This is a genomic window from Flavobacterium davisii (assembly GCF_042182265.1).
GTDB lineage: Bacteria > Bacteroidota > Bacteroidia > Flavobacteriales > Flavobacteriaceae > Flavobacterium > Flavobacterium davisii.
This window is the reverse complement of the sequence record NZ_CP097869.1, coordinates 1,902,445-1,927,936: the sequence shown is the minus strand read 5'-3', so window position 1 is coordinate 1,927,936 and position 25,492 is coordinate 1,902,445. Positions and strand designations below refer to the sequence as shown.

Below are 25,492 nucleotides of genomic sequence, written 5' to 3'. Positions count from 1 at the left end.
ACAAAAAACCACAAACTTTCTACTGATTGTGGTTCTTAATTTGGTTGTGCAACATTATAGGTACGAGCTTGAAGCTCGCACGAGCCTAAGATTACTTAATACTCGGACTATCTGGGCTTTTTACTATCTTATTATATCTTTCTAAAACAAAATCTGTAAAACTATCATTTAGTTTTCTAATAACTGGTGTATCGTTTATATCAAACGCATATACAGGTGGATTCTCGTTACCTTCCTCTATTGGAACATAAAAAAATGTATCTTGAAATTTATCAAAAGGTAAAATTTTATCTATCTCAGATAACTTAATGCCTTCACGCTTGTATCTATCAATCCACTCATAAATCCAATCATGAATATATTTCATATCTTTTGTTCCATGATAATCATATTCATCATAAATCGTTTTCTCTCCCATTAATAACAAATACTCTTTTAACGATAGAGGGATTTTAACCCCTAAGTCAGCCTCTAAAAGTTCGATAGCTTGAATTTTTGAACCTTCTATTTCTAAAGTAATGTTATCAATTTTTATAAAATTCATAAACTTCATCTAACGAAATGATTTTAAAGTTGTAGTAATAATTTCTAAATCTACTTTCGGGAACATTTTTTTAAACTCCTTAATAACATTTGCACATGAACCGCAAGGGCATAATTGTGTGTACAGTTTAATCTCTCCTTCCACACCGTTAAATACTTGATTAGCCGTATTTGGTTTTACACCGTTCTTCAAAGCAAATTCTTCTAAAAGTTTTACTTCCGTGTCATTTACTCTACTTCTTCCTTCCCAATTTGAAGTATGTTGCTCAAAAACAGAATTGCCTCTTGCTGGATTTGGAGAGCCAGGTGGATTTGTTAAAATATTTCCTGATTTAGGATCAGGATAACCACTTGTAGCATGGCTTGTATAAGATTGTCCATTCTTCAAATTAACTTCTGCTTTAGCAATATTTACTTCAGGTTTTATATTATTACTGGATTTTATTAAGTCTAACGCCTCTGTTTTCGGCAGTTGCCATTTTACGAACCGATACTCCAACATTCTTTAATCCATCAAGATAAGGGGCGACAGATTTAATGGCATCGTCTATTACACCTAACCTCCCTGCTCCTATAGCAACTGTCCAAGATTGTAACTTAAGAACTAAAGCAAGAAATATTAATCTAATTGCTTTCATTGAAAATTTGCTCTTTTGTAAATTCTCTCCCCCAACCACGATTTTCACTAATTGAATACTTTTTCAATAAATCAATATTGGGCAATTCAATATTGTTATTGTACATAATTTCAATACAACGCAACACAGATTGCATAGTTTTATCTGAATTATTTTCAATTTCTCCATACAAATCAATTGTACCACACTCAAATGCTAATTCCATTAAATCAAATATAAATTTAGGAGTATTCTTGTATAATTTTTTAAGTTCAAAGTAGTCCTCTAAAGTGATTGTAATATTCTCTTCGTATTCATCTTCTAATATACTTTCAGGCATAATTTTCGAAACTTCATAAAGCCACTCATCAACAAATTTAATGTTTGTTTGTAACCAAAAAATTTTAAATACCTTATCCCATGAAACATTGTAGCCAATATTTTTAACAGATTTTTCCATGCATAAAATAATGAATGCAACTCTTGCTCTAAGCGATATTTTCTCTATTATTTCTTTCATTTTATTGTATTATTTCAATTCCTACAAAAGTCACTTCACAATTTGAGCACAAAGGTTTTGGAAAAGTGGCCCCAGTATTCCATTGAACACCTATTGTATGCATTTGTAAATCTCCCCAATTTGCACCGTCATGTAATGCTTGATTCACCGCATCGCATTCCGCACAATTCCCAAGTTTGTAGGCATTATTAGTTGAAGTTTCGGGAAGTTTTCCAGCTAAAGTTGGATGGATTTCTGCACCGCTTACAAATATTCCTCTGTTAGCTCCATAGTAATATTTGCCTGTTGCTTTATTGTATAGAATTGTTGCAGTATTAAATTCTCTTAATTGGTTGTTAGAAGTAGTCAAATGTCGTTGAAGTCTAACCCATTCATCAACTGAATTTCGCATTTCAGAAAGAGTTCTCCCCGCCCCAGTAACATTTTTCCATTTGCTATACCCCCCAGCATTTTTTATAGCCTGATAATTATCTTCTACTTCTTTTAAAACTTTCGCATTAGTTTTTTCTAATGATTTCTCTTCTAAAAGCAAGTGCCAAGCATCAAAAACTTTATCAGGATCATCAGCTTTTGAAGCATAATCTCGCAACTCTTTTGAGGCATACAAGTCATTTTCAAAAAGACTTTTTACTGTTTCACATTGAGTAAAGCCATAAAAAGAATTTAAGAAAACAAATAATAATATAATATTTTTTAAATATTTCATTTTAAAATTCTCCTTTTATTTTTTTCATAATATTTTCAGGTAGTTCAGGGTTTTCCCAAATTCCATGAATATAGGTTACATCTTCCCCGCTCCCGCGCGAATCCTTTCGCGTGGTAATTACAACTTAAAAAACTGAAAAACACATATATCTTCCAGTAATCCTCTTTCTCCAGAATAATCGACTGCACTACTATATTTGTAATCTTCAGGTCTAAACACTATTCCTTCCGCAACTGGATTGTTATGAATGTAATCAATTTTTTGTTTGATTACTTCAAGTTGCTAGTTGATTATTTTTATCATTTATTACTGCCACGCGAAAGGATTCGCGCGGGAGCGGGGTATATTAAAGTTTTTATGATCATATTTAAATATCTTGTAAACGCTTTAAAATTTCTAATTTACTTTCTAAATATAAAATATTAACATCTTCAATAAAATATTGTTCTAAACTACAATTTAGACAATTATATATTACTGATTTAAATTTTTCAAAATGAAAATTTTTAATTTCTCTAGAATCCTTATATCTATTAATGTTCTTTTTAGTTAAACATAAATATGCTTTTAGTCTTGTTATTTGAATATCTTTTTTATTAGTCATATCTAATACTTTCAAACATGAAATAATAGCTTCATACAAATCAATTACACTCTCTTCATACCTAAAAAAATCAATAGTATAATTTATTGTTTTTTTTGCCATTTTAGATCTAAATATTCTTTTAATTTGCTTTTTATTATCTGAAAGAACATTCCAATTACTATCTTCATCTAAATCACTATTAATAAGTTGTTCTTTTAACCATAAAAGTTCAGTTTTATCAATTAAATTGAATTCTTCATATTCTAATAGTATCTTTTCACATTCGTTCATATTATAGCTCTTTTATTTTATAAATCAAGACATTTTGAGTTTTAGTACTTGGTATAATATCAATGAGTTCATATTGAGTGAAAGGTTTAAATAAAACTTCAGATTCTGAACCATTAATCACTTTTAAATCAACACCTGTTTTTGATTCTATTTGCCATATTACATATCCATTACCTCCTCTTCTGAAAATATCTGCTGTTGAATCATCATTTGATTCTATTTGCCATATTACATATCCATTACCTCCTCTTCTGAAAATATCTGCTGTTGAATCATCAATTGAACTTGAGGTAAAACGACCATTAAAATTAAATTTCTGTCCTTTTATTAATGTTTTCGCAAAATTAGATTCTGTTAATCCTGCACCTCTAAAAACGGTTACATTTAATTGTTTAGGTAATTTTGAACAGGCAGACATCATTAAATCTTTCATTGCTGAGTATTCCGTAGTCATAGATATTTCTCCTGCTAAAGCTTTATTGAAATTAGCGTAATAATTATCTTGAATAAATAACTTTAGAGAAGCCTCTTCTGCAGATGTAACATTGAATTGTGCAAATTTTCTAATAAGACTACCATTTTCTAAAGGCTCATAAATAGTTTTGAATGAAGAGTTTTTAAGCATTTCATCCAAACTCCCTGATCCTGTAGCATTTTTCCATTTAATATACCCTCCTGCATTTTTTATTTCTTCAATTTTACTAGAAACAAGAGTTAACTCATCAACATTGTTTTTTAATGCAGAAGCCTCAGCATATAAAATTTCATAAGAAGCAAAAGCCTGATCATTAGTACTGATAAAATTTTTAAACTCTGTTGATCCGTTTTCTATATCTTGTGCGAGTGATGTAAACCAACACTGAGAGAAACAAACACTTGAAAATAATAATAAAGTTAGTATTAATAACCTATTCATAATATTTTTCTGTTTCATAATTGTTTTTTTTTTTTAAATATCTTTAACCACGGCAAATCAACTAATTTATCCCTTAACCAATGATTACCATATCTATAACTTAAAATTTCTTTGATAGTTCTATCTTGTTTGATAGCTTTTTGAGGGGCAAACCAATTTTGAATTTCCAACCAATTTTGAATACTTTTGATATCATTTTTTATCAAAAAATTGGAGCATTCCAACATAGAGAAAAAACGTAAAATATCAGTATCATATATTAGTTCTTGCTCCTCATATTCTTTTACTTTTTTTTTCATACAAGAGGCTTTCCCAATTGGCAATGACCATCTTATTTGCTTTAAATAAGTTTCAAACTCTACATCATTAAACTGAAATGCTTTATCTAAACAATTCTTTTGTATTTGTACCCATCTATGGGGAACTAATTTCCCTTCAGGTATAATATCCATTTTGACCTCAAAATCATGGTAATACTTGTCTAAATAATCCTGAAATGGTAATAATACATAATCATATTTTTTCTTTTGCCAACTCCCTTCTGGAAAATTTGCATATTGTATAATTTCTTCTTTTGACATAGCTTATTTTGTACCCCGCTCCCACGCGAATCCTTTCGCGTGGTATTTACAATTTAAAAAACTGAAGAACACAAATATCTTCCAGTAATCCTCTTTCTCCAGAATAATCGACTGCACTACTATATTTGTAATCTTCAGGTCTAAACACTATTCCTTCCGCAACTGGATTGTTATGAATGTAATCAATTTTTTGTTTGATTACTTCAAGTTGCTAGTTGATTATTTTTATCATTTATTACTGCCACGCGAAAGGATTCGCGCGGGAGCGGGGGTAATCTTTAAATTATAGCTTAGACTTCGAGCATCAAGAATTTTCTTCAATTTTCCATTAATAGTTTTTATTATTCCAACAGCTTCAACATCACTGGTTATTTCCTTTTTATAACACAATTCGATGATGTGGTTCTAAAAGATCAACTATATCTTCATAGTAAATAACTTCTCCATTAAACATTACTCCATCTTCACAAAAATCATTTAATCCTAAATTTTCAAACTCAAATTCTGTAGCACCATATTCAAAACACAACTTTTTCAAATCTCGAAGAAAGCTATTTAATCGAGGTGTATTTAGATAAGCTAATTCTGAGTTATCTACAGGATATTCAAATTCACGACACTTATTATTCTCTAAGCCTAAATTAAATACGTCATTATCTAAATAACACAATAGTTCCAACTTATCTTCACGCTTTAACAACTCTACTCTAATGGGAATTGACCCATGAGAACTTGATTTTTCAAAACTATTTTCTATTGGAATTAATGGGTTAATAGAAATTATTTTTTGAGCTATTTTATCGTTTGGATTAATAAATAAATATGTTGGATAGTAATAATTATTATTGTCTTTTTGATACAATGGATACAACGACATTGATTGTATGACTAAATCATTCAAGTCATTGACTGGTACTGCTATTTTATATTTTACTGCGATCTCAATATAGCCTTTAATAAAATTTATAATTTCACGATGAGACCCCAATTCATCCCATATAAAATGGTAGTACACAGATAAATTTCCTTCAAAATCTGTCCAATAAATTGATGAATTAGAAAACTTAATATCTAATCTTTTCATTACCATTCAGTATTTTTTATTGCAAACCTACCTTGTGCATTTTCTACATGTAATTCAGAGATAGAGTTTGTTAGGTTATTTTTATTTATTCCCCCGCTCCCGCGCGAATCCTTTCGCGTGGTCAGGATTTCTGAAATATATTTGTTTTTTTCAGTTTTTAAATTGTAACTACGAGCGAATCCTTTCCCCCGCTCCCAGTTCCTGCTATTTTAATGCTTTACGGTAGCGATGTAGGTAGCTTGCAAACACAATCGGATATTATTCAAACAAGTCTTGATGTTTTGTCGCTTGCTATTCCAGCTACCCAATTTACTAAACTGGGTAGGGTTTTATTTTATGCTGATAAAATCAGTTCGGTAAGTAGTATGGCAGGTACTGCATTTAGAGAAGATAATCCTGCTTTGGCCGAGTTTTTCAATAAAACTAGTTTAATTACTGGAGGTATATCAGCTACAGATTTAGTTATTAATTCAAAAAATCTTATTAAATCACCCATTAATGATATTATTAAAAGTGAATATCTTGCTGACGCAGGGAAAGTTGAAAAAGCTACCGAGGAATATGCTGATTTTGTATTGAAAAATTTGAGTACGGAACAGCTTAGTTTATTATCTAAGGAGACTCGTACGGTTATTGTGAAATTATTAGAAAAAGATTTATCAGCTTTCTCCAAAATGGATAATGTTGTTTTGGCTAATAAAATTGAAAAGGCAATTGATAAGATAAAAAAGGGTGATATAGTAGTTGGGAATAACTCAATTGTTAAAATTTTATCTAAGCCTGAATTTAAAGTTTTAAAAGATGGGATTGATGAACTAGGAGATTTAAAAGTAAAATTTTTAGACGATTTTGCAAATGCAACAGAAGAAATCATAAGGAAAATTCAAGATGAAAATGTATTAGAAATTTGGAAAAAATATGGAGCTTCAGAAAAATTATCAATTGATGATTTAATGCAAATTAAAAAAGTTTGGAAGCAGAAATTTAGAGGTAATACGGTCGATTTTGATACATTTGAAGGAACTATGCAATATAATTCAACTATTGCACAAAGAGCAAAAGCTTTTGAATTATGGGGTGCTGAGAAGTGGGATGATTTGTTTGATTATTTTCACGCGAATCCTAATAAGTTAATTAATGGTGGATGGCCTCCATATGATGGATTTTACAAAATAGAGAAAACGGTTACTGGAGAACAAATAAAAACAGAAATTGGCACTGTTTTTTTTGATAGATTTCAAACTAAGTTAAGAGGTGAAGAACAAGATATGCTAGGTGGAGGATTTGCAAGTCCTGTAAAGAATTCTGCATATAATCAAATTGATAATGTTTTTACCTACGACGCAAGGGCTTTGATGGATGATTTGGAAGAAGGAACATATTATTTTAAATTTAGATTGAAAAATTCTGAAGGAGTCACTTTTGATGTAGGTCCGGCTATTCCATGGAAAACAAAAGCAGGTAAAAAGGTAATGGGTGGTGCTACACAAGTTCGTTTGAAAGGAATGAAATTTAGTGCAATAGAGGATAAAATAGATATTATTCAACAATCAAGATTGGGTTCGGGTAAGAATTGGACACATTTGATTGAGGATACTAGGGAATCAGTTAAAAAAGTAATGAATAAAAATATAGATTGTAATTAATGAAAAAAATTGAAGAATTTTATTGTATTCAAACAAATGATGCACATTCCTCTGTTGAAAATCAAATTAGAGGGTTTTGTACTATAAAACAGGAATTGATTAGACCAGAAATATTTATTGATAATTATTCTTTGTATGAGAATGCAAAAAAGCAAAGATCTAAGTTATTAACGTTTAATCCTAGTGGGAATTTGGAATTAAATTTTACAGAAGAAGAATTAGTTTATCTTTCTAATATTTTCAGTTTTGAAATTATTAAAAGAGAATCTTCAGGATATAAACTCGCTAAAATTTCAAATGATGATAGATTTTCAATTGTATATTTATCATGGGTGCTGTCACATTTAGAAAAGGAATACATTATAATTAAGTCAAAACGTTGGCAATTTGATTATCAACCACGTAGTGCAGGAGAAGATGCGAGAGGGGAAGATGTAACCTATATTCATGGAATTTGGGAAAACCCTGAATTACCTGAAAATATTATGAAAAAAATAAAAGGAGAATTTTAAAATGAAATATTTAAAAAATATTATATTATTATTTGTTTTCTTAAATTCTTTTTATGGCTTTACTCAATGTGAAACAGTAAAAAGTCTTTTTGAAAATGATTTGTATGCCTCAAAAGAGTTGCGAGATTATGCTTCAAAAGCTGATGATACAGATAAAGTCTTTGATGCTTGGCACTTGCTTTTAGAAGAGAAATCATTAGAAAAAACTAATGCGAAAGTTTTAAAAGAAGTAGAAGATAATTATCAGGCTATAAAAAATGCTGGGGGGTATAGCAAATGGAAAAATGTTACTGGGGCGGGGAACTGGCTATCTACCTTTAAAAATAAGCTTGTTACAAGGGTTCAAGGTTCTACAGGATTTGCATTGAAACATACTGACGCAGAAATAACACAAATAATAAATAAGGGTAAATCACTAAATCTTACAGATGATATTATTGATGATATGTTATTTATTAGTTGTAGGGATGCAAAACGTATTGATGCTGTAGAGTTAATGCAACAAATGGATAACTACGTAAATGTTGTTTTGAAAAACGGACATCCTTATACTTTTAACTCTTTAGAGAATTTTACTGAGTTTAGTTCTAAACTAAAGAAGCAGCTTTCAGATTACGGCATAATTAGTAATGATATAAAAATTCAAGGTTCTGCTTTAAGAACTCCTAATGCTAAAGATATTGATGTGGCAATATTTATGAATGAAAATGATTTTGCTGTGTTAACTAATAAAATGAAAGATGCAATAAGAAAAAGATCCCCAGGGTTAGCAGGAGATAATCTTATAAAGAATTTAGAGACGGAAATAAGTAAAGGGAAGGTTAATGCGTTTTATTTTGATAGAATAGAACCCTATACTTCATTTATGAATGATTTTTATGAAGCTAGAAAAGTACTTGGTAGTTCAACTGCTACTACTGCTGATGTTTCCATAATAATCAAAGGAAAGGGCTTCGATATTAAACCTTATCTAGATCTAAAATGATAAAAAAATATATAGATACTAACGGGAATGAAATTGCGTTCGATAAAATTAAAGAGCATGCAAATTTTAAAGAAGTTAATATTGGAGATGATTTTATAGAAACCAAAAAGTACGATGATAATAAGTTGGTATGTATAGAGTACGAAATTGAAAATGAATCAGTAATTAGTAGGCATAATGTTTTTTTGGCAGAAATTACCACTTTTCACTATGATAAAAGAATACTGGGTGGTTTAAAAAAAGAAAATTTTAAAACATATATTAAAGGTTCTTTAAATTCTTTCGGAGAAATCGAATATATTGATAATAATGCTGTTTATATAAAAACCAACTTTGTAGAGAACAACAACTCGATGGTTCAAAAATTTTTTTATAAAAGTGGTGCTTTACTTTATGCATTTGAATATGATACTAATGGGAAAATTGATAATATTTTTGATTTTAGTATCGGTGAGTACGTTAAGGACATTAATTCCATCAAAGAGGTAAATTTAGACTTGTACAAAGGTTCTTCTAGTTTTTTATAAGTACTATAAGCTACTTAGCAAAATTAAGAGCGTTTGAGAGGGTGTCTTTCCCCCGCTCCCGCGCGAATCCTTTCGCGTGGCAGTAATAAAAGATAAAAATAATCAACTAGCAACTTGAAGTAATCAAACAAAAAAATGATTACATTCACAATAATCCAGTTGCGGAAGGAATAGTGTTTAGACCTGAAGATTAAAAATATAGTAGTGCAGTCGATTATTCTGGTGAAAGAGGATTACTGGAAGATATATGTGTTTTTCGGTTTTTTAAGTTGTAAATACCACGCGAAAGGATTCGCGCGGGAGCGGGGGTTCTCATATTGGGAATACTATGCCGTATACCAAACCTCCGTATAGTTCAAAATTTGAAAATCCGCAACAACTACAAAAGGCCTTAAATAATACAAAACCTGGAACTTCTGCTTTTAATTCAACTCCAGTAACTGGAAGTAATACCAAAGTTGTTTATCATACATTGACTGATGGTAGTGCTTATGGCAAAGGAGTTCCAAAAGATGGACAAATATTTCAGCAATCAACTAAAGTTAGAGCTGTATATCAGCAAACTTCTTCGGGTGATTGGCAGTTATTAACTATGTTTCCTGATTTTTAATTATGAATGACTTAAGGAATTTAATAAGCGCTTTAGCTTCCTTTATGGAAGCAAATTGGTTTCCATATGAGGATAGTATAGGAAGTATAAACTATTGTATCAATGGTGGTACAATTAGTAAAGAAAATTTGATATCAGAATATTCATCCGTAATGTTTGATAAAAATTTTGATTGGATTAGTTTAGCGACAGAAAGCCAATTATTAATAAGTCCAGAAAGTTATTCAAATGAGGACATCAAAAACTATGTTAAGTTTTTGTTGCAAGATTATTTATTTCCTGAAAGAAGATTGACTGAGCAAGAAATAGAGGAATTAAATTTATCTGTTGAAAATGTTTTAAAAGCCAATAGTTCAATAAATGAATGGATGCTTGCTTATGATGTATTTGAAGAATTAAAAAAGCATCAACAATATAAACAGTTGGAATATTATAATCTTTGGAAATTACCCTTTGTCAAAAAAAGAATTATACAGAAGTATATTGAAGGTAAAGACCGAGAAATAGGATATTTAAAGTATAACGAAAACCCGACTTAATCGGGCTTTTTTCAATCCCCGCTCCCGCGCGAATCCTTTCGCGTGGCAGTAATAAATGATAAAAATAATCAACTAGCAACTTGAAGTGATCAAACAAAAAATTGATTACATTCATAACAATCCAGTTGCGGAAGGAATAGTGTTTAGACCTGAAGATTACAAAAATAGTAGTGCAGTCGATTATTCTGGAGAAAGAGGATTACTGGAAGATATTTGTGTTCTTCAGTTTTTTAAATTGTAAATACCACGCGAAAGGATTCGCGCGGGAGCAGGGGTTTTTGAACTTTCTTCTGAAGTTTTATCTAAATTGAAAGCAAAAGGAATTTCTGAGGATGAAATCAAATTGTTTGTGAAAGATGTAGCAGGGAATACCGAAATGCTTAAATTAATTAAAACAGATGCAGATGATGTTATAGACTCTTGGTTGTTATTAACTGAAAGAAAATTACCAATTTGTACAAAATAGATTTTTAGATGAAAATGAAAATAAGAATCCTAAAAAAACTTGAAACAAATATCAAATTGTTTGAAAATCACAATCAAAAACCTGCCGTTTTTAATTATTATTGTTCCAATTGTAATTCATCAAACAAAGTAAGTATTGATTTTTTTCAAATCTCAAGCGATGTTAATGAACTTGTAAAAAAGCAGATACTAACAGAAGAGGATATTTTGAATCATAAAATGTTAATTAAGAATGCTACAGGTGAATTAGTTGTGGATATAACGTTGTATTCCTCTCGTTATATCACTAAAGAATGTGAATTTTGTTCACAAAAAAATCTAATTATTTTTGGTTTGGGTGAACCTAATCCGAATCGTTTTGTATGCAAAATAGCTGGAGTTTGGAGTTATGAAGAAAAATAAAATAAATATGAAAAAAATATATTTTTATGTTATAGCCTTTTGGAGTTTGTTTTTTGTAACATCAGGATTTGCACAATGTACATTTTCTGAATTAGCAAAAGATTTTTCTCGTAATACCGCTTTAAAAGATTTTGTAAAAAGCGATTCTAAAGCATTTGACGCTTGGTATTTGTTGAATAAAGAAAAGCCTTCTTTAAGAAATAGTCTTCCTGAAGTTAAAATAGTAGCCGAAAATTTTCAAGAAGTAAAAAATGCTGGTGGGTATCAAAAATGGATTGACAAGCTTACAAGTGAAGAAAGAAATGTTCCTATTCCGTTTTTAGATAGTCAGCAAAAATTTGAACAAACGGTTGATGTATCAAATCTTCCTAAACATTTAAGATCGTTAGCCTATCAATACTATAAAAAAGCTAATAATGAAAACAAATTGCATTTATGGCAACGGTTAGAAGAGATTTTTAAGGAATATAAAATCAATGGAAATTGGCCTCCATACAATGGCGGATACAATATTGAAAGTGGAATATCACTTCAAAAGTTCAAAAAATATGACCGTTATGCGAATCCTATAGGGAGTTGGGATGGAATAAACGAACCCTTATTAGGAGGTAATTTTACCAGCCCTATTATTGACGATAAGCCTTTTGATTTTTCTTCAAGAGCACTAAATATTCCAGAATCAAATTATACTTTTTATTATGAAATCGAAATATTAGAAGATTTAGGTTTTGATGGAGAACTTGCTGATGTAATCCCTTGGTTTAATCAAAAAGGGCAAGGCAAGCAAGTCAAATGGAATATTCCTAAAGACCCCGTGACAGGCCGACCTAAAACTTGGAATAAATTAGCCGAAGAAGGCAAAGTAAGAATAACCATCAAAGATATTCCTAACGGTAATGCTGAATTGATAAAAAAATGGAAGGGATATGTGATTGGGAAGAAGGTTACAGGGGCGGGGAACTTATCAAGTAGGCTTATAAGTAGAGGAATTTCAAGTTCAATTGCTGACGATATTGCTTTGCGAGCTATGTATATTGATGATGTGATTGGAGCTAATAAAATGCAATCAATGATTGATGAATTAGTAAGCTCAACTAAATTTAAAAATCCTGAAGATTTATTAGAAAATTTAAATAGTGCATTTAGAAAACCTGTTGTTTCTGGAAATGTAAATACATCAAGTGCTAACGATTTACTTAACGAGCTAAATGAAGGTAAATATTGGATGAATCAAGGCAATGAAGTATATATTTCTAGGAAATGGACTGCAAATGTTAATGAGGTTGATGTTACTATAACTACAAAAAAAGCATTAGTAGAATGTAAAAATGTAACAGGTGGAGCTGATGCTGTTAGAGATAGACTTGATGATATTATAAAGAAATTTACTGATGAATCTAAGTTATCATCAAGTATCAAAAATCAATACCCAAATCATTATGGCAAGTTAAATATTAGTAATGCCTCAAATCCATATTATAACCTCAATAAGCAACAGTTTATAAATAAAATTAAAGCTGATTTGCTCGATCAAGCAGGAGGAATAAATAAAAATAACCTAACAAACTCTATCTCTGAATTACATGTAGAAAATGCACAAGGTAGGTTTGCAATAAAAAATACTGAATGGTAATGAAAAGATTAGATATTAAGTTTTCTAATTCATCAATTTATTGGACAGATTTTGAAGGAGATTTATCTGTGTACTACCATTTTATATGGGATGAATTGGGGTCTCATCGTGAAATTATAAATTTTATTAAAGGCTATATTGAGATCGCAGTAAAATATAAAATAGCAGTACCAGTCAATGACTTGAATGATTTAGTCATACAATCAATGTCGTTGTATCCATTGTATCAAAAAGACAATAATAATTATTACTATCCAACATATTTATTTATTAATCCAAACGATAAAATAGCTCAAAAAATAATTTCTATTAACCCATTAATTCCAATAGAAAATAGTTTTGAAAAATCAAGTTCTCATGGGTCAATTCCCATTAGAGTAGAGTTGTTAAAGCGTGAAGATAAGTTGGAACTATTGTGTTATTTAGATAATGACGTATTTAATTTAGGCTTAGAGAATAATAAGTGTCGTGAATTTGAATATCCTGTAGATAACTCAGAATTAGCTTATCTAAATACACCTCGATTAAATAGCTTTCTTCGAGATTTGAAAAAGTTGTGTTTTGAATATGGTGCTACAGAATTTGAGTTTGAAAATTTAGGATTAAATGATTTTTGTGAAGATGGAGTAATGTTTAATGGAGAAGTTATTTACTATGAAGATATAGTTGATCTTTTAGAACCACATCATCGAATTGTGTTATAAAAAGGAAATAACCAGTGATGTTGAAGCTGTTGGAATAATAAAAACTATTAATGGAAAATTGAAGAAAATTCTTGATGCTCGAAGTCTAAGCTATAATTTAAAGATTACCCCCGCTCCCGCGCGAATCCTTTCGCGTGGCAGTAATAAATGATAAAAATAATCAACTAGCAACTTGAAGTAATCAAACAAAAAATTGATTACATTCATAACAATCCAGTTGCGGAAGGAATAGTGTTTAGACCTGAAGATTACAAAAATAGTAGTGCAGTCGATTATTCTGGAGAAAGAGGATTACTGGAAGATATTTGTGTTCTTCAGTTTTTTAAATTGTAAATACCACGCGAAAGGATTCGCGCGGGAGCGGGGTTGTTATTGCGTCAAAAGAAGCTCAATATCTGCAACGATTTAAGAGTAAATTTACGTTACTGTCTGATGCCGATTTCATAAGAGCATATAGAAGAATTGAGAATGCAGGATTTGATGTAAGAGGACTTCTTCAAAAAACTCAGATTAATGACGATATTGTTAGGCTTGAGAAAATGATTTCTTATGCTAAAAATGATGTTCAGAAAATAAATAATTTGTTTAACAAAAATTTGCTATCAGGAGGATACAATCAATTTGTAGAATTAGTAGATATATACTTACCAGCTTTTAAAAAAATGCCTGTTTCCAATGTAAAGCCAAATTATTTTACTCAAGCTAACAAAGTTTTTGATGATATAAATATGAAACACATTATGGACAAGCATAGTGCAGAATGCTTCGATTTTAATGTAAATGGAATTTCAAGTAATATTGATATGTTTCCAATTGGAACAACACAACAAGAAGTTTCTGCATACATTGATGAAGCATTGACTATATTGAAAAATACTAAAGGAGCTAACTTTCCTTTGAATAGTAATCCAGAGCTTGTAAAGTTATCAAATGGTATGGAAGTATTTATAGGCTCTGATCTTGGTAAAAATATTGGAACTGCACCTGGAGTATTTCCTGACAACGCGAACATAATAGGTCAGTTTTATCCAAAATCAAGAACTGGCGGAATAACAATAAAATCATCTATATTAAAAATAATAAACGAAATACAATGACAAAGATTTTTTTTGAGGTAGAGCTTGCAGAAAACTCTTATATAGGTTTTGAAGACTTAATGGAAAAGGTGGATTATGATGCAGAACTAAAAGATAAATTATCTAAACCCAAATACAAAAATTCAAGGTCTGAAATAGGTAGAGTAACAATTCAGTTTTATAAACATACATTTATTATTAAAGATGAATATATTGCAAGAGTTATACTTACTTGTTATGTATGTGCAGCTAATAGTATTTTGGATGAAAATATTTATAGATATCAACTAGAAGTACTGTATAAAGACTATTTAGAGTTTGATTTTATTGATTGTTATGATATTGGTGTTCGAATAAGACATTTTGGTTGTAAAACTTATGAAAATGATAAAGAAGAAGGGATTTTTTGGTCATATACAAATTATATGATTCAAGAAATAATGGTTCCCAAAAAGGACTTTATTGAACAAACCATTATCTGTTCAGAACAGTATTTTGCTTATTTAGAGAAAGTGAATTTTCCTGATCCACATTTAGATTCTTGGAAAAAGACTGTAAGTGATTTGAAAGTTAAGTTTATTAATTCTACGATTTTTAAGGTTGACCCCCAGCTGCCCGAAGTCTGAGCTATAATTTAAGATTCACATGCTGGGCAATGTCTCCTGACTTTGTTAAAATAGTAATGTAAAACTATTTTACATTTTTGCATTTTCATTAAAAATCAAAATAAGTGATTTATTAAAAAAATCCCTAGATGCTTCTCTAAAGTTATTTATTCAAGATAATTATTACGCTAATTTCAATAAAGCTTTAGCAGGAGAAATATCTATGACTGCGGAATACTCAGCAATGAAAGATTTAATGATGTTAGCCTGTTCAAAATTACCCAAACAATTAAATGTAACCGTTTTTAGAGGTGCAGGATTAACAGAATCTAATTTTGAGAAAACATTAATAAAAGGACAGAAATTTAATTTTAAAGGGCATTTTACTTCAAGTTCAATTGATGATTTTATTGCTGATGATTTTAGAAGAGTTGGAAATGGAGATGTAATTTGGCAAATAGAATCAAAAACAGGTGTCGATTTAAAAATGATTAATAGTTCAGAATCTGAAGTTTTATTTAAACCTTACACTCAATATGAACTTATTGATATTGTTTCAAGTACTAAAAATCATAATGTTTATATATATAAAATAAAAGAGTTATAATATGAATGAATTTGATATTATACTATTAGAATATGAAGAATTTAATTGACAAAAGTGAACTTCTATGGTTAAAAGAACAATTTAATAATAGTGATTTAGATGATGACATTAGTTGGAATAGTCTTACAGAAATGGAAAAGCAAATAAAACGTTTATTACGTTCAAAAATTATTAGAAAATCCACAAATTATACTATTGATTTTTTTAGGTATGAAGAATGTGTAATTGATTTATATGAAGCAGTTATTAATTGTTCGCATAAACTAAACCTTTCACCCAAAAAAAGTATACAAATAACAAAACTAAAAGCTTATTTGTACTTGACGAAAAGGAATATTAATTCATACAAAGATGTTAGAAAAATTAAGGATTTTTATTTTTATAGGCTTAAATCATTAATATATGAATGCCTTAATTGTAGTTTAGAAAAGTATTTTATTGAAGAGATAAATATTTTATATTTAGAAAGTAAATTGGAAATTTTAAAACGTTTACAAGATATTTAAATCTGATCATAAAAACTTTTAGAGGTTATCAGATAATTTCTCTTCCAGGTGCTGTACATCCAAAACAAGGCAGTTCTGTTTTTGAACAACATACTTCAATCGTTGATGGATTAAATAGAGTGAACGATACAGAAGTAAAACTTTTGGAAGAGTTTGCTTTGAAAAATGGAGCAAAACCAAACACAGCCAATCAGGTATTTAATAGTATTGAAGGTGAGATTAAACTGTATACGCAACTATGCCCTTGTGGTTCATGTGCTAATGTTATTAAAGAATTTAAAAAAATGTTCCTAAAGTAGATTTGGAAATTATCACTACAACATCAAAATCATTTAAGTAGAAATGAAGTTTATAAATTTTATAGATAGCGCAAATACTAATTTGGTAATAGAAGGTTCTAATAATGAGTCTATTCATTTAGCTGAAAATGACTTGGGGTTTAAAATTCCTTTGGCATTAAGAGAATATTTATTATTAATGGGTGAGAAGACGAATTTTTATGAATATTCGGATGAACATGGCACGAAAGAATTAGTAAAATTGAAAGAATGGATTTACGAGTGGATAGAAAAATACAGAAGTGAAGGCATTGAATTATCAGAGTTGAAAAATATACTACCGTTTTTTAATTTTCAAGATACATTTTTTTATGTTCCAATAGAGGAAGGCAACGAGAATCCACCTGTATATGCGTTTGATATAAACGATACACCAGTTATTAGAAAACTAAATGATAGTTTTACAGATTTTGTTTTAGAAAGATATAATAAGATAGTAAAAAGCCCAGATAGTCCGAGTATTAAGTAATCTTAGGCTCGTGCGAGCTTTAAGCTCGTACCCATAATATTGCACAACCAAGTTAAGAACCACAATCAGTAGAAAGCTTGTGGTTTTTTGTTTGTCTAAAATCTAATGAGTCGGGAATATAAATTACGGCTCACATATTTTTTTGGCTCACATATTTTTTTGGGGATTAGTTTGATTTAAGCAAATAATTTTTCCAGTCTAAACAAGAAAAATTTAATATCTGTAACACCTCTAAGATTCGCTCTAAAGAGTTTTATTTTAGAATTAAAAGATTCTGCATTTGCATTAGTGCTTCTATTGTTAAAGAAGTTTATAATTGTTTCTAGATGGTTTTTAATACTATTTGAAGCAATATTAAAATGAGTAAAATTCAGTGATTTAGTTTTTCCAATCCATTGTTCTATTTTTTCCTTTGCTATGATTTTTGAAGTTGTTTCATATATCGCTCTAAACTCCATACAATGCTTGTAAGCCTCTTCTAATTTTGGATAAGATTCAAATAACAACTTAGCTCTCGCTCTTTGATTTTTTGTCCAGTCTGTTGGCAATTTGGTTATTATATACCTACTTCTTGCCAAAAGTTGTTTTGGACTATCTCCATTTTCAAAGGTAAATGGTTTGTATTTTTCACCTTTATCTTTCGCCTCTTTTATAGCTTGATTTTCTTTCTTTATTTCCTCCCAACGATACTCTATTCTAATGTGTTGTAATGCTTGGGTTACTAATTTTACCACATGAAAACGGTCTGTAACGATATTGACATTAGGAAAACAGATTTTTACAACGAGATTCATATTACTAGCCATATCCAAAGTTATTTCCTTAACTAACTGTCTTTTTTCTAATGGGATTTTAAGAATGACATCTATAATATCCTGACTTTTTGTGCCTGATATCGAAGCAATAAGAGTTCCTTTTTTACCTCTTCCTTTTTTATTGGTTAAGTAAGTATAGAGTTCTCCTTTTGACAAACTAACTTCATCTATACTGATATGTTGACCAATATTTTGAGGATAAATCAAATAATCCTCAGCATGATTTTTTTGCTCCCATTCATTAAATCCGCTCACTTTTTTCTTATAGTGCCGTTGAAGGATGTAGCTCTTTACACCATAGTAACTAGCTATATTACTTATCGTATCTTCTCGGGTCTCGACCTGTACCTTTTAAAAAAACGGAGAGTTCAGTAGTTAATTTTGAACCCTCAGCTACAAAAGAATAATCGTTTTTCACCTCTTTAGATTTATTCACTTTTTCTCGCCAACGTCTGGTTCGAATTCCTAAATACACTGCCTTTCCACGAATAGGGAAATCTTGAACTAGCGTTCTCTCATTAAAACCTTTTGATTCATATTGAACAGGATTATCAACTGAATGTAGAGTATTCTTTTCGTCTAAATAAATAAAGAAACACTCTTTTTGAGTTGACAAATCGCCTAACTCTTTAAAATCTACAATATCAAAATAATCAAGTAAACCCTCAGGTAAAAAATGCTTTATAAATTCCAAATCCATCGATTAGATTGCTATTAATTAAAAAACAAATTTAATCAAATCCCCTGAAAATATCTCTGACCCGTTTTTATGTCTAAAATTTGACTTTTGTAAAATCAATAAATTTTAGAAATTTCTATTGCTTATGGAATTGATCAAATAGAACTATATATTTAATCCAGATTACGCATTAGACCCGAGCGTAGCGAATAGACAAAGTAAATCTATTCCACTTTATTTTTCTTCAAATTCAAGCACGTACTCAAATTTTAATCATCAAAATAGTTCACCATTTCTTCTTATAAAATTTTCCGTGAGCACTTGAATTTATTGAAAAATTTTGTTTCACAACGAAGTCTAATGCGGAATCTGGGTTTAATGCAAAAATAAAAGCCTTTAAAAATCAGTTTAGAGAGGTAAGAAATATAGATTTCTTATTATTCAGATTATCCAATCTTTCCTTAATCCTCAACTTTTGTTCTTGATCCTTTCTAATGTAGAATTTGGATTAAATACTGAATATACCATTTAATCTCTATATAAATTTTTAAAAATACTTTTATATTATCTTTTATTATGACATGCCACATATACCCAAGCCTTTTTACCCGATTCAAAAGTTTCTAATATCCTATGATACTCAGCTACTTCATATTTATCTGTTTCCTCTAATTCAATATTCGATATTTCATAAATTATCCCTTTAATACAATCGGTTTCAACGCCTGTCTTTAGAGCTATAGGATGATATTCTAAATCACTTTTTACTAAAACATCTGTATCTGTTATTTGTAAATTTTCAATTTTATAACCTTTTAATACATCTTGTGTTCCAACTAAAAGTCTTCCATAATTTTCAAGTTGAACTTTTTCTAATTGTAAAGTACCATAAGAAAAAAGTAAATGCGTAGTATTTTTCATTAACAATTTTCTATTTCTATTATAAAATATCCTTTTTTATTTATTTCTTCTTCCCATATAGGTTGAAGATATTCTACATGACAAAATTTACATTCTTTTGAAGTTAAACTTTGTCCTTCTTGACCTTTACTCTTTAAATATTCTTTACCATAATTATAAATGGTCGTTGTATCTGTTATCATCTCTTGCGGCACGATTATATCAAAGTGCATAATACTTCCTTCTTTTTTTGTTACATAGGTATCCCAAACTGCTACTTTCATTTACATTCTTTTTTATGTTAGTTAATTTCATCAAATGATAAAAAATAAATGAGTTATTACTTATCATTTAAAATTTTACAAGAACAAGATTACTTTTTTTACAAAGTAAGTAACTACTTTACTTTAAACCCAGATTACGCATTAGACCCGAGCGTAGCAAATAGACGAAGTAAATCTATTCCACTTTATTTTTCTTCAAATTCAAGCACCTACTCAAATTTTAATCATCAAAATAGTTCATTATTTCTTCTTCTAAAATTTTCCGTGAGCACTTGAATTTATTGAAAATTTTTGTTTCACAACCAAGTCTAATGCGTAATTCTATCTAACTTAATTTAAGGAATTGATAAAGAAGTAGTTTCGATTCCGTATTTTTTAATCATTTTTTTAATTTGTATCGTTTTTTTATTCTTCATTTCTTGAATATATTGGTCTGTATTTATTGGTATATAATGTTGTTTTTTGACTATCATATTCCAAATTATAACTGCTATTTTTCTTGCTGTTGCTGTAATTGCAGCACCTCTTCCTTTTTTAAAAGAAATCCTTTTAAAGAACATAACGAGGTAACCTTCTTTTTTTCTTTCAATTGTATTTGCCGCATTTCTTAATGTCAATGCAAATTTATTTTTCCCTTTTGGAGTTCTGCTACTCAAAACCTTACCTCCACTAATTTTATTATTTGGAGCTAACCTGAGCCAATTCACAAATTGCTTGGAGGTCTTGAATTTATATATATCGGTGCCTATTTCGGCTAAAAAACTAGTAACGGTTCCTGAGCAAACTGATTCTATAGCAAAGATATCTACTCCAAAAAGTTTTAAACTATATTTCTGTACATCAAATTTGGGTTGGTTTTTCCCTTTATTCTGTTTCTTTACCAATTCGATATCTTCTGATAAAACAATTTCTCTGGTTTGATTTTTCAGCACTTGATCAATACGAGTATCGGTGTTTTTTATTTTATCTTGAATAAGTCTGTAAATATCATAACAATCGGAAAGCTCATGTAGGTATTCATTGTTTATTTTACCTTGTAAAGCGTCGGCTATTTCTTCTTTGCTTTTTTTAACTCGTTTGTCGCAATATTCAGCTAATTTTTCACCTGAAGTTTCACCTGATAGTATCATCTCAATTACTCTTATTCCAGAAACTCCTGTGATGTCACTTATCACAACGTCGAGTCTGAAGTTCATTAAACGTAATGCTTTTTGCATTTTGTTTACAAAGCCTGAACTTTGTTCAATCAAACTAGAACGATGTCTATGAAGTGTTCTTATCTGCAAAGTGGTTTCAGAGGGCAAAAAAGAACCTCGTAATAACCCTAAAGAATGAAGTTTCTGTATCCATTGTGCATCTTTCACATCTGTCTTTGCTTTGAGGTTTTTTGTTTGAGTCCCTTGAACCAAAAGAACTTCAAAACCATTTCCCTGCAAGATCATAAACAAAGATTGCCAATAACTCCCTGTGGACTCCAAAGCAACACTACGAATCTTGTTCTCTTGAAGATAAGCTACCAAAGCGCATAATCCTGATTGATAAACATTAAATTCTCTGATTTGATTTTCATCCTGTCCTATGGCTACAAAATGAGAACGTGACCCAACATCAATTCCTGCAGCATTGGGATTTACAATTTGCATTTTTTCGAAACTTTTCATAAAATATCTTTTTATTAAAATGCGAGGAAATGTAATATCTTTGCTTAAATTATTCTATACGAGATAACATGGTGTTTCATCATTGATTGTCTCAAAGGGCTTCCAAATGGAAGCCTTTTTACATTTCAGCCAAAATCTGGGAGGGGATAAATTCACCATTTTATACATAGGCTTCGCTCGCAAGTGCAAGTTAGCTCTCATTTGTCAAAGAACAATACTTTCTTGAAATCTGGGTTAAAAAAGCCTTAATAATTAGGAATCCTAAATTATTAAGGCGAAAGAATTAGCCTTTTACATCAGCTAAAGTAGCCCCAAAGTTTATATGAAGCACATTTCCATTTACTGTAAGTAAAGCAGGTACTGACTTTACGCCTGCTTTTTCTGCTTCTTCAATACGATTACGATCTTCTCCTAGATGTACAATTTCGACATTATTTTCTCCTATAAGATTTACAATATCGTGCTCTACACTAACACAAACAGGACAACCTGCATGATAAAAAATTGATTTTTCCATTTTATTCATTTTTATTTTTTTGCATTATTGCTGTACAAATATAGTTAGGAATCCTAATTATACAATGTTTTTTTTCATTTTTTAACTTTACAATTGATTTTAGAGTTAAAAAAAACAGAATTTACTTACAAACATCTAAAATATAGATTTCGATTTCGTAATTTATTCGAAAGAAAGAATACTATTGGAATCTAAAAAGTATTCTTTTTCTGTATTCAATTCAGTTATTATAAAAAGTCGCAATCTTATTATCGACCAAAGAATAGACACTTAAGGAAAGTAATTCGAGAACCATATAGTACTAATAATGTGCTTTTACCTCTAATCGCACAAGTATTACTTTCATTCACTCATAAACCGACCAAAGCTTATGGAAAATCATCACTCCATCGAACACGCTCTAAATAAATTTTTCTATTTTTGATAAGAACAATACAGAAATGTTTTTTAGCAAATAAATAAACTTATGATTGGACTTGACTATTTGTGAGTTGCACAACAGCTTGTCCAAACTGAGACACTAAAAAGGATTAAAACAATTTAACTCATTTTTTAGATAAAATTGTTTATTTTTGAAACGTAATTAGTTGTATAAATTGTAATTATGTATTTGACAATTAACATAGAAAACATGGCACAGACTGTCGTTAACGAAGCGAACAGGGTGTCTTTAATTACACGATTTTTACAATTCCTTAAAAAGAGAGTAATTAGTAACTTTAACAAAGATATTATCACTTTTATTTTATCAATGGAAGGTGCAATTATGCATTTAGATGCTTTAAACATATCTGAATCAGAAAAAATTCTTAAGGATACAAAAAAAATCATATCAAAATTTGAAGTGCTTTCTGAAAAAATGAGTTCTAAAAATTTTTACGATAACACTGAACTTAAAGATAATTTCAAGTATATGCTTAAATGCTTGTACAAAATAGAAAGTAAACTTCATAAAAAAGTATACCAATCAGTCCCAGTAATAAAAACTGATGAAGAATTAAAAAAGGGAGTTGTTAAAATGAGCTCATCAAATATTCATAATTTACTTTCTTGTTAATGAGCTTTAATAAAGGAGACATTATTGAAGTTTTTTTCGACTTACCTTATTCAAAAGAAACTAAAACTCACCCCCCCGCTCCCGCGCGAATCCTTTCGCGTGGTAATTACAACTTAAAAAACTGAAAAACACATATATCTTCCAGTAATCCTCTTTCACCAGAATAATCGACTGCACTACTATATTTGTAATCTTCAGGTCTAAACACTATTCCTTCCGCAACTGGATTGTTATGAATGTAATCAATTTTTTGTTTGATTACTTCAAGTTGCTAGTTGATTATTTTTATCATTTATTACTGCCACGCGAAAGGATTCGCGCGGGAGCGGGGAGCCTTTATTATTGCAAAATACAAAACTCTTGAAAATACATCTAGCCAATTAATAGTAGTTAAACTTACACAATAAACACTTTTTTTATGGAATTTATATTCCCGACTCATTAGATTTTAGACAAACAAAAACCACAAGCTTTCTACTGATTGTGGTTCTTAACTTGACTGCGCAATATTATGGGGCCGAGCTTGAAGCACGCTCTAGCCTAAGACTACTTAATGCTTTGACTATCGGGGGCTATATAATATAACCTATCTTGTATTTCCCCTTCAATAAATCTCAAATAGTCATTCTCATCTAAACCTATGTTATATTTATCCCAAGGAGATACCAGATTTTCATTTTTTTTTAAATATGAATTAATTAATTCTAATATCGCATTTCTATTAAACTGTTCTCCTCCATAGTTTACAATCTTCTCAAATTCATCATAATTATTAATTGTATTATACATTAATAAAAGCTGATGTTTAAAATTATTTTCTCCAAATAATTTTATAGAGTTTTCTAATCTAGAACTTGATAAATCTATTAAGTTAAAAATAGGTGTATAAATATTATAAGGTTCTCCCCATTCAAACTTTTTCTCTTCTATCTTACAGTTTGGCACTGTATCCTTATCTATATATGTCATGTCATTTTACGGCTTTTATTCCATCAACAAGATAAACTTTTACATTTGGAAACATGGTTGCAAAATCCTGAATTACTCCTTGACAAGAAATACAATATGGGAGCTCAGAAGAAATTATAATCTGCCCTTTAACACTAGGAAACTTTTGTCCTTTTTTACCTCCTAACTTGCCAGCAATTTCACTCAAACCTACATATTCTGTATCAAACTCTCTACTCCAAGCTCCATCTGTTCCTATTCCACCGTCTTTATCTACTTTATATGCATCAAAAATAGATTCTCCTTCATACTTAGACCCACTTATTTTAATATCATTTGAATCTAAATTCACATTATCAATCTTGCCTTCAAAATAAGCTAAATTTCTTTTATCAAACTGTTGAATTTGCTCTAAAAGCTGTTGTCCCGAGAATTGCTTTTTTAATTCATATAATCTTCCTTCTCTAAATTGCTTAAAAGTTATTTTAGCTTTTGCATAATCAGAACTAAAACCTCTAAATACGTTTTTCCCTTCCATTAAGCTAGTTGGTTTCCCCATCTCAACCCCTTCACCTGTACAAGTCGAACATTCTTTAACAGGCGGAGAAGATAGTTCTGTTGCTGTACCTTCTGGTGATACTTCATACCATTTGGTATTATCAGCACGTTTTATACCATTTTCAAAGATCGTTATAGCACCATCAGTGGTATAAACTTTTTTACCAGTAGCTTGGGCAAGTGCGGTTTTTCATCTCCTGAATTACTTGGTATTGGACTTTTTTACAATATTGATTTTAAACTCTTTTTCAGCAATTTCTATCATTCTACGATAAGCCTCAGCTAAAAGTTTTGCTTCTTGAAGTTCTTTTTCAAGTTCAGTAATCGACTTTTGAGAGTCTTTTTCGTTTGTGTTGATTTTAACTGATTTCATATCAGGTAAAGATACAATTCTTGTTTTTAAAAGATCAAAACCTCTTTCTCTTAACCAATAAGTAAGTCGACCATTACCAAGATTATGCTTTAACTCAACTTCTTTTTTGGTCATTGAACCAGTTAGATAATCATTACAAACAAATCTTTTAAATTCTTCTGAATATCTTGATTGCCACTTTGTAGAATATTCTACTGAATATCTTTCCATAATTTTACACTTTTGTGTAAAC

General features: G+C 29.9%; 36 protein-coding genes. 18 read left to right on the top strand and 18 right to left on the bottom strand.

Annotated elements, in window-relative coordinates; all coding sequences use genetic code 11:
- Positions 1–91: 91 nt before the first annotated feature.
- The 9 genes from NAB20_RS08070 to NAB20_RS08030 all read right to left on the bottom strand — a co-directional run bounded on the left by NAB20_RS08070 (position 92) and on the right by NAB20_RS08030 (position 5,844).
- Entirely contained in the window at positions 92–544 is a 453-nt protein-coding gene (locus NAB20_RS08070) for an SMI1/KNR4 family protein (RefSeq protein WP_235878279.1), read from the bottom strand.
- Between the two features lie 9 nt (positions 545–553).
- Positions 554–1,045, bottom strand: coding sequence for a deaminase domain-containing protein (locus NAB20_RS08065; RefSeq protein WP_375604937.1), 492 nt, complete (start codon positions 1,043–1,045; stop codon positions 554–556).
- Complete coding sequence (locus NAB20_RS08060) at positions 975–1,181, bottom strand: hypothetical protein (protein ID WP_235878285.1); 207 nt, start codon at positions 1,179–1,181, stop codon at positions 975–977. Before NAB20_RS08060 ends, NAB20_RS08065 begins: the two co-directional genes overlap by 71 nt.
- On the bottom strand, positions 1,168–1,680 hold the full coding sequence (locus tag NAB20_RS08055; protein ID WP_235878288.1) for a hypothetical protein: 513 nt from the start codon (positions 1,678–1,680) through the stop codon (positions 1,168–1,170). The genes NAB20_RS08060 and NAB20_RS08055 overlap by 14 nt, the downstream gene beginning before the upstream one ends.
- A 1-nt stretch (position 1,681) precedes the next feature.
- Positions 1,682–2,386, bottom strand: a complete 705-nt coding sequence (locus NAB20_RS08050) for a hypothetical protein (protein ID WP_375604936.1) — start codon at positions 2,384–2,386, stop codon at positions 1,682–1,684.
- 367 nt (positions 2,387–2,753) lie between these two features.
- Complete coding sequence (locus NAB20_RS08045) at positions 2,754–3,263, bottom strand: hypothetical protein (RefSeq protein ID WP_088419105.1); 510 nt, start codon at positions 3,261–3,263, stop codon at positions 2,754–2,756.
- A 1-nt stretch (position 3,264) separates the two neighbouring features.
- Positions 3,265–4,197, bottom strand: coding sequence for a hypothetical protein (locus NAB20_RS08040; protein ID WP_375604935.1), 933 nt, complete (start codon positions 4,195–4,197; stop codon positions 3,265–3,267).
- The gene (locus NAB20_RS08035) at positions 4,194–4,760 is read right to left on the bottom strand and encodes a hypothetical protein (protein ID WP_375604934.1); all 567 of its coding nucleotides are present in this window, start codon (positions 4,758–4,760) and stop codon (positions 4,194–4,196) included. The genes NAB20_RS08040 and NAB20_RS08035 overlap by 4 nt, the downstream gene beginning before the upstream one ends.
- Before the next feature lie 379 nt (positions 4,761–5,139).
- A complete protein-coding gene (locus NAB20_RS08030) occupies positions 5,140–5,844 on the bottom strand; it encodes a hypothetical protein (protein WP_375604933.1) in 705 nt (234 codons plus the stop codon).
- A gap of 212 nt (positions 5,845–6,056) precedes the next feature.
- Here NAB20_RS08030 and NAB20_RS08025 point away from each other — a divergent pair, with 212 nt between their 5' ends.
- From NAB20_RS08025 to NAB20_RS07945, 17 genes are all read left to right on the top strand, one after another.
- Positions 6,057–7,490, top strand: coding sequence for a hypothetical protein (locus NAB20_RS08025; RefSeq protein ID WP_375604932.1), 1,434 nt, complete (start codon positions 6,057–6,059; stop codon positions 7,488–7,490).
- On the top strand, positions 7,490–8,002 hold the full coding sequence (locus NAB20_RS08020; RefSeq protein ID WP_375604931.1) for a hypothetical protein: 513 nt from the start codon (positions 7,490–7,492) through the stop codon (positions 8,000–8,002). Before NAB20_RS08025 ends, NAB20_RS08020 begins: the two co-directional genes overlap by 1 nt.
- 1 nt (position 8,003) lies before the next feature.
- The gene (locus NAB20_RS08015; protein WP_375604930.1) at positions 8,004–8,987 is read left to right on the top strand and encodes a hypothetical protein; all 984 of its coding nucleotides are present in this window, start codon (positions 8,004–8,006) and stop codon (positions 8,985–8,987) included.
- A complete protein-coding gene (locus NAB20_RS08010; protein WP_235878303.1) occupies positions 8,984–9,514 on the top strand; it encodes a hypothetical protein in 531 nt (176 codons plus the stop codon). Before NAB20_RS08015 ends, NAB20_RS08010 begins: the two co-directional genes overlap by 4 nt.
- A gap of 328 nt (positions 9,515–9,842) precedes the next feature.
- The gene (locus NAB20_RS08005) at positions 9,843–10,124 is read left to right on the top strand and encodes a hypothetical protein (protein WP_375604929.1); all 282 of its coding nucleotides are present in this window, start codon (positions 9,843–9,845) and stop codon (positions 10,122–10,124) included.
- Positions 10,125–10,126: 2 nt separating this feature from the next.
- Positions 10,127–10,663, top strand: a complete 537-nt coding sequence (locus NAB20_RS08000) for a hypothetical protein (protein WP_375604928.1) — start codon at positions 10,127–10,129, stop codon at positions 10,661–10,663.
- An 85-nt stretch (positions 10,664–10,748) separates the two neighbouring features.
- Positions 10,749–10,904, top strand: coding sequence for a hypothetical protein (locus NAB20_RS07995; RefSeq protein WP_375604927.1), 156 nt, complete (start codon positions 10,749–10,751; stop codon positions 10,902–10,904).
- A gap of 66 nt (positions 10,905–10,970) precedes the next feature.
- A complete protein-coding gene (locus NAB20_RS07990) occupies positions 10,971–11,129 on the top strand; it encodes a hypothetical protein (RefSeq protein WP_375604926.1) in 159 nt (52 codons plus the stop codon).
- Positions 11,130–11,137: 8 nt separating this feature from the next.
- Positions 11,138–11,530 carry a hypothetical protein gene (locus tag NAB20_RS07985; RefSeq protein ID WP_375604925.1) on the top strand — a complete coding sequence of 131 codons (393 nt, stop codon included), beginning with the start codon at positions 11,138–11,140 and terminating at the stop codon, positions 11,528–11,530.
- Positions 11,531–11,537: 7 nt separating this feature from the next.
- Positions 11,538–13,163 carry a hypothetical protein gene (locus NAB20_RS07980; RefSeq protein WP_375604924.1) on the top strand — a complete coding sequence of 542 codons (1,626 nt, stop codon included), beginning with the start codon at positions 11,538–11,540 and terminating at the stop codon, positions 13,161–13,163.
- Positions 13,163–13,867: a hypothetical protein gene (locus NAB20_RS07975; RefSeq protein WP_375604923.1), complete on the top strand. Its 705-nt coding sequence runs from the start codon at positions 13,163–13,165 to the stop codon at positions 13,865–13,867. Before NAB20_RS07980 ends, NAB20_RS07975 begins: the two co-directional genes overlap by 1 nt.
- A gap of 539 nt (positions 13,868–14,406) precedes the next feature.
- Positions 14,407–14,964, top strand: coding sequence for a hypothetical protein (locus NAB20_RS07970; RefSeq protein ID WP_375604922.1), 558 nt, complete (start codon positions 14,407–14,409; stop codon positions 14,962–14,964).
- The gene (locus tag NAB20_RS07965; protein WP_375604921.1) at positions 14,961–15,569 is read left to right on the top strand and encodes a hypothetical protein; all 609 of its coding nucleotides are present in this window, start codon (positions 14,961–14,963) and stop codon (positions 15,567–15,569) included. The genes NAB20_RS07970 and NAB20_RS07965 overlap by 4 nt, the downstream gene beginning before the upstream one ends.
- Before the next feature lie 202 nt (positions 15,570–15,771).
- Positions 15,772–16,155, top strand: coding sequence for an ADP-ribosyltransferase domain-containing protein (locus tag NAB20_RS07960; protein WP_235878802.1), 384 nt, complete (start codon positions 15,772–15,774; stop codon positions 16,153–16,155).
- A 32-nt stretch (positions 16,156–16,187) separates the two neighbouring features.
- Positions 16,188–16,661 (top strand): hypothetical protein, encoded by a 474-nt coding sequence (locus NAB20_RS07955; RefSeq protein WP_375604920.1) that lies wholly within the window; start codon positions 16,188–16,190, stop codon positions 16,659–16,661.
- Positions 16,662–16,780: 119 nt separating this feature from the next.
- On the top strand, positions 16,781–16,960 hold the full coding sequence (locus NAB20_RS07950; RefSeq protein ID WP_375604919.1) for a deaminase domain-containing protein: 180 nt from the start codon (positions 16,781–16,783) through the stop codon (positions 16,958–16,960).
- A gap of 43 nt (positions 16,961–17,003) precedes the next feature.
- Positions 17,004–17,468 (top strand): SMI1/KNR4 family protein, encoded by a 465-nt coding sequence (locus NAB20_RS07945; protein ID WP_375604918.1) that lies wholly within the window; start codon positions 17,004–17,006, stop codon positions 17,466–17,468.
- A 176-nt stretch (positions 17,469–17,644) separates the two neighbouring features.
- On the opposite strand, the gene NAB20_RS07940 is transcribed toward NAB20_RS07945, so the two are convergent.
- The 6 genes from NAB20_RS07940 to NAB20_RS07915 all read right to left on the bottom strand — a co-directional run bounded on the left by NAB20_RS07940 (position 17,645) and on the right by NAB20_RS07915 (position 22,324).
- Complete coding sequence (locus NAB20_RS07940; protein WP_375604917.1) at positions 17,645–18,538, bottom strand: transposase; 894 nt, start codon at positions 18,536–18,538, stop codon at positions 17,645–17,647.
- Positions 18,539–18,596: 58 nt separating this feature from the next.
- Complete coding sequence (locus NAB20_RS07935) at positions 18,597–18,983, bottom strand: hypothetical protein (RefSeq protein ID WP_375604916.1); 387 nt, start codon at positions 18,981–18,983, stop codon at positions 18,597–18,599.
- Positions 18,984–19,526: 543 nt separating this feature from the next.
- Complete coding sequence (locus NAB20_RS07930; protein ID WP_105195237.1) at positions 19,527–19,883, bottom strand: gamma-glutamylcyclotransferase family protein; 357 nt, start codon at positions 19,881–19,883, stop codon at positions 19,527–19,529.
- On the bottom strand, positions 19,883–20,146 hold the full coding sequence (locus NAB20_RS07925) for a DUF2024 family protein (protein WP_105195238.1): 264 nt from the start codon (positions 20,144–20,146) through the stop codon (positions 19,883–19,885). Before NAB20_RS07925 ends, NAB20_RS07930 begins: the two co-directional genes overlap by 1 nt.
- A 335-nt stretch (positions 20,147–20,481) precedes the next feature.
- Positions 20,482–21,807, bottom strand: coding sequence for an IS110 family transposase (locus tag NAB20_RS07920; RefSeq protein ID WP_375604915.1), 1,326 nt, complete (start codon positions 21,805–21,807; stop codon positions 20,482–20,484).
- Between the two features lie 283 nt (positions 21,808–22,090).
- Positions 22,091–22,324, bottom strand: coding sequence for a thioredoxin family protein (locus NAB20_RS07915; RefSeq protein ID WP_127823629.1), 234 nt, complete (start codon positions 22,322–22,324; stop codon positions 22,091–22,093).
- A gap of 604 nt (positions 22,325–22,928) precedes the next feature.
- On the opposite strand from NAB20_RS07915, the gene NAB20_RS07910 reads away from it, so the two are divergent.
- Entirely contained in the window at positions 22,929–23,381 is a 453-nt protein-coding gene (locus NAB20_RS07910) for a hypothetical protein (protein WP_375604914.1), read from the top strand.
- Between the two features lie 546 nt (positions 23,382–23,927).
- Here the strand turns inward: NAB20_RS07910 and NAB20_RS07905 are convergent.
- From NAB20_RS07905 to NAB20_RS07895, 3 genes are all read right to left on the bottom strand, one after another.
- Positions 23,928–24,350, bottom strand: coding sequence for a hypothetical protein (locus NAB20_RS07905; RefSeq protein ID WP_375604913.1), 423 nt, complete (start codon positions 24,348–24,350; stop codon positions 23,928–23,930).
- 1 nt (position 24,351) lies between these two features.
- Positions 24,352–24,888, bottom strand: coding sequence for a deaminase domain-containing protein (locus NAB20_RS07900; protein ID WP_375604912.1), 537 nt, complete (start codon positions 24,886–24,888; stop codon positions 24,352–24,354).
- 201 nt (positions 24,889–25,089) lie between these two features.
- Positions 25,090–25,470: a hypothetical protein gene (locus NAB20_RS07895; protein WP_375604911.1), complete on the bottom strand. Its 381-nt coding sequence runs from the start codon at positions 25,468–25,470 to the stop codon at positions 25,090–25,092.
- Between the last annotated feature and the right edge of the window lie 22 nt (positions 25,471–25,492).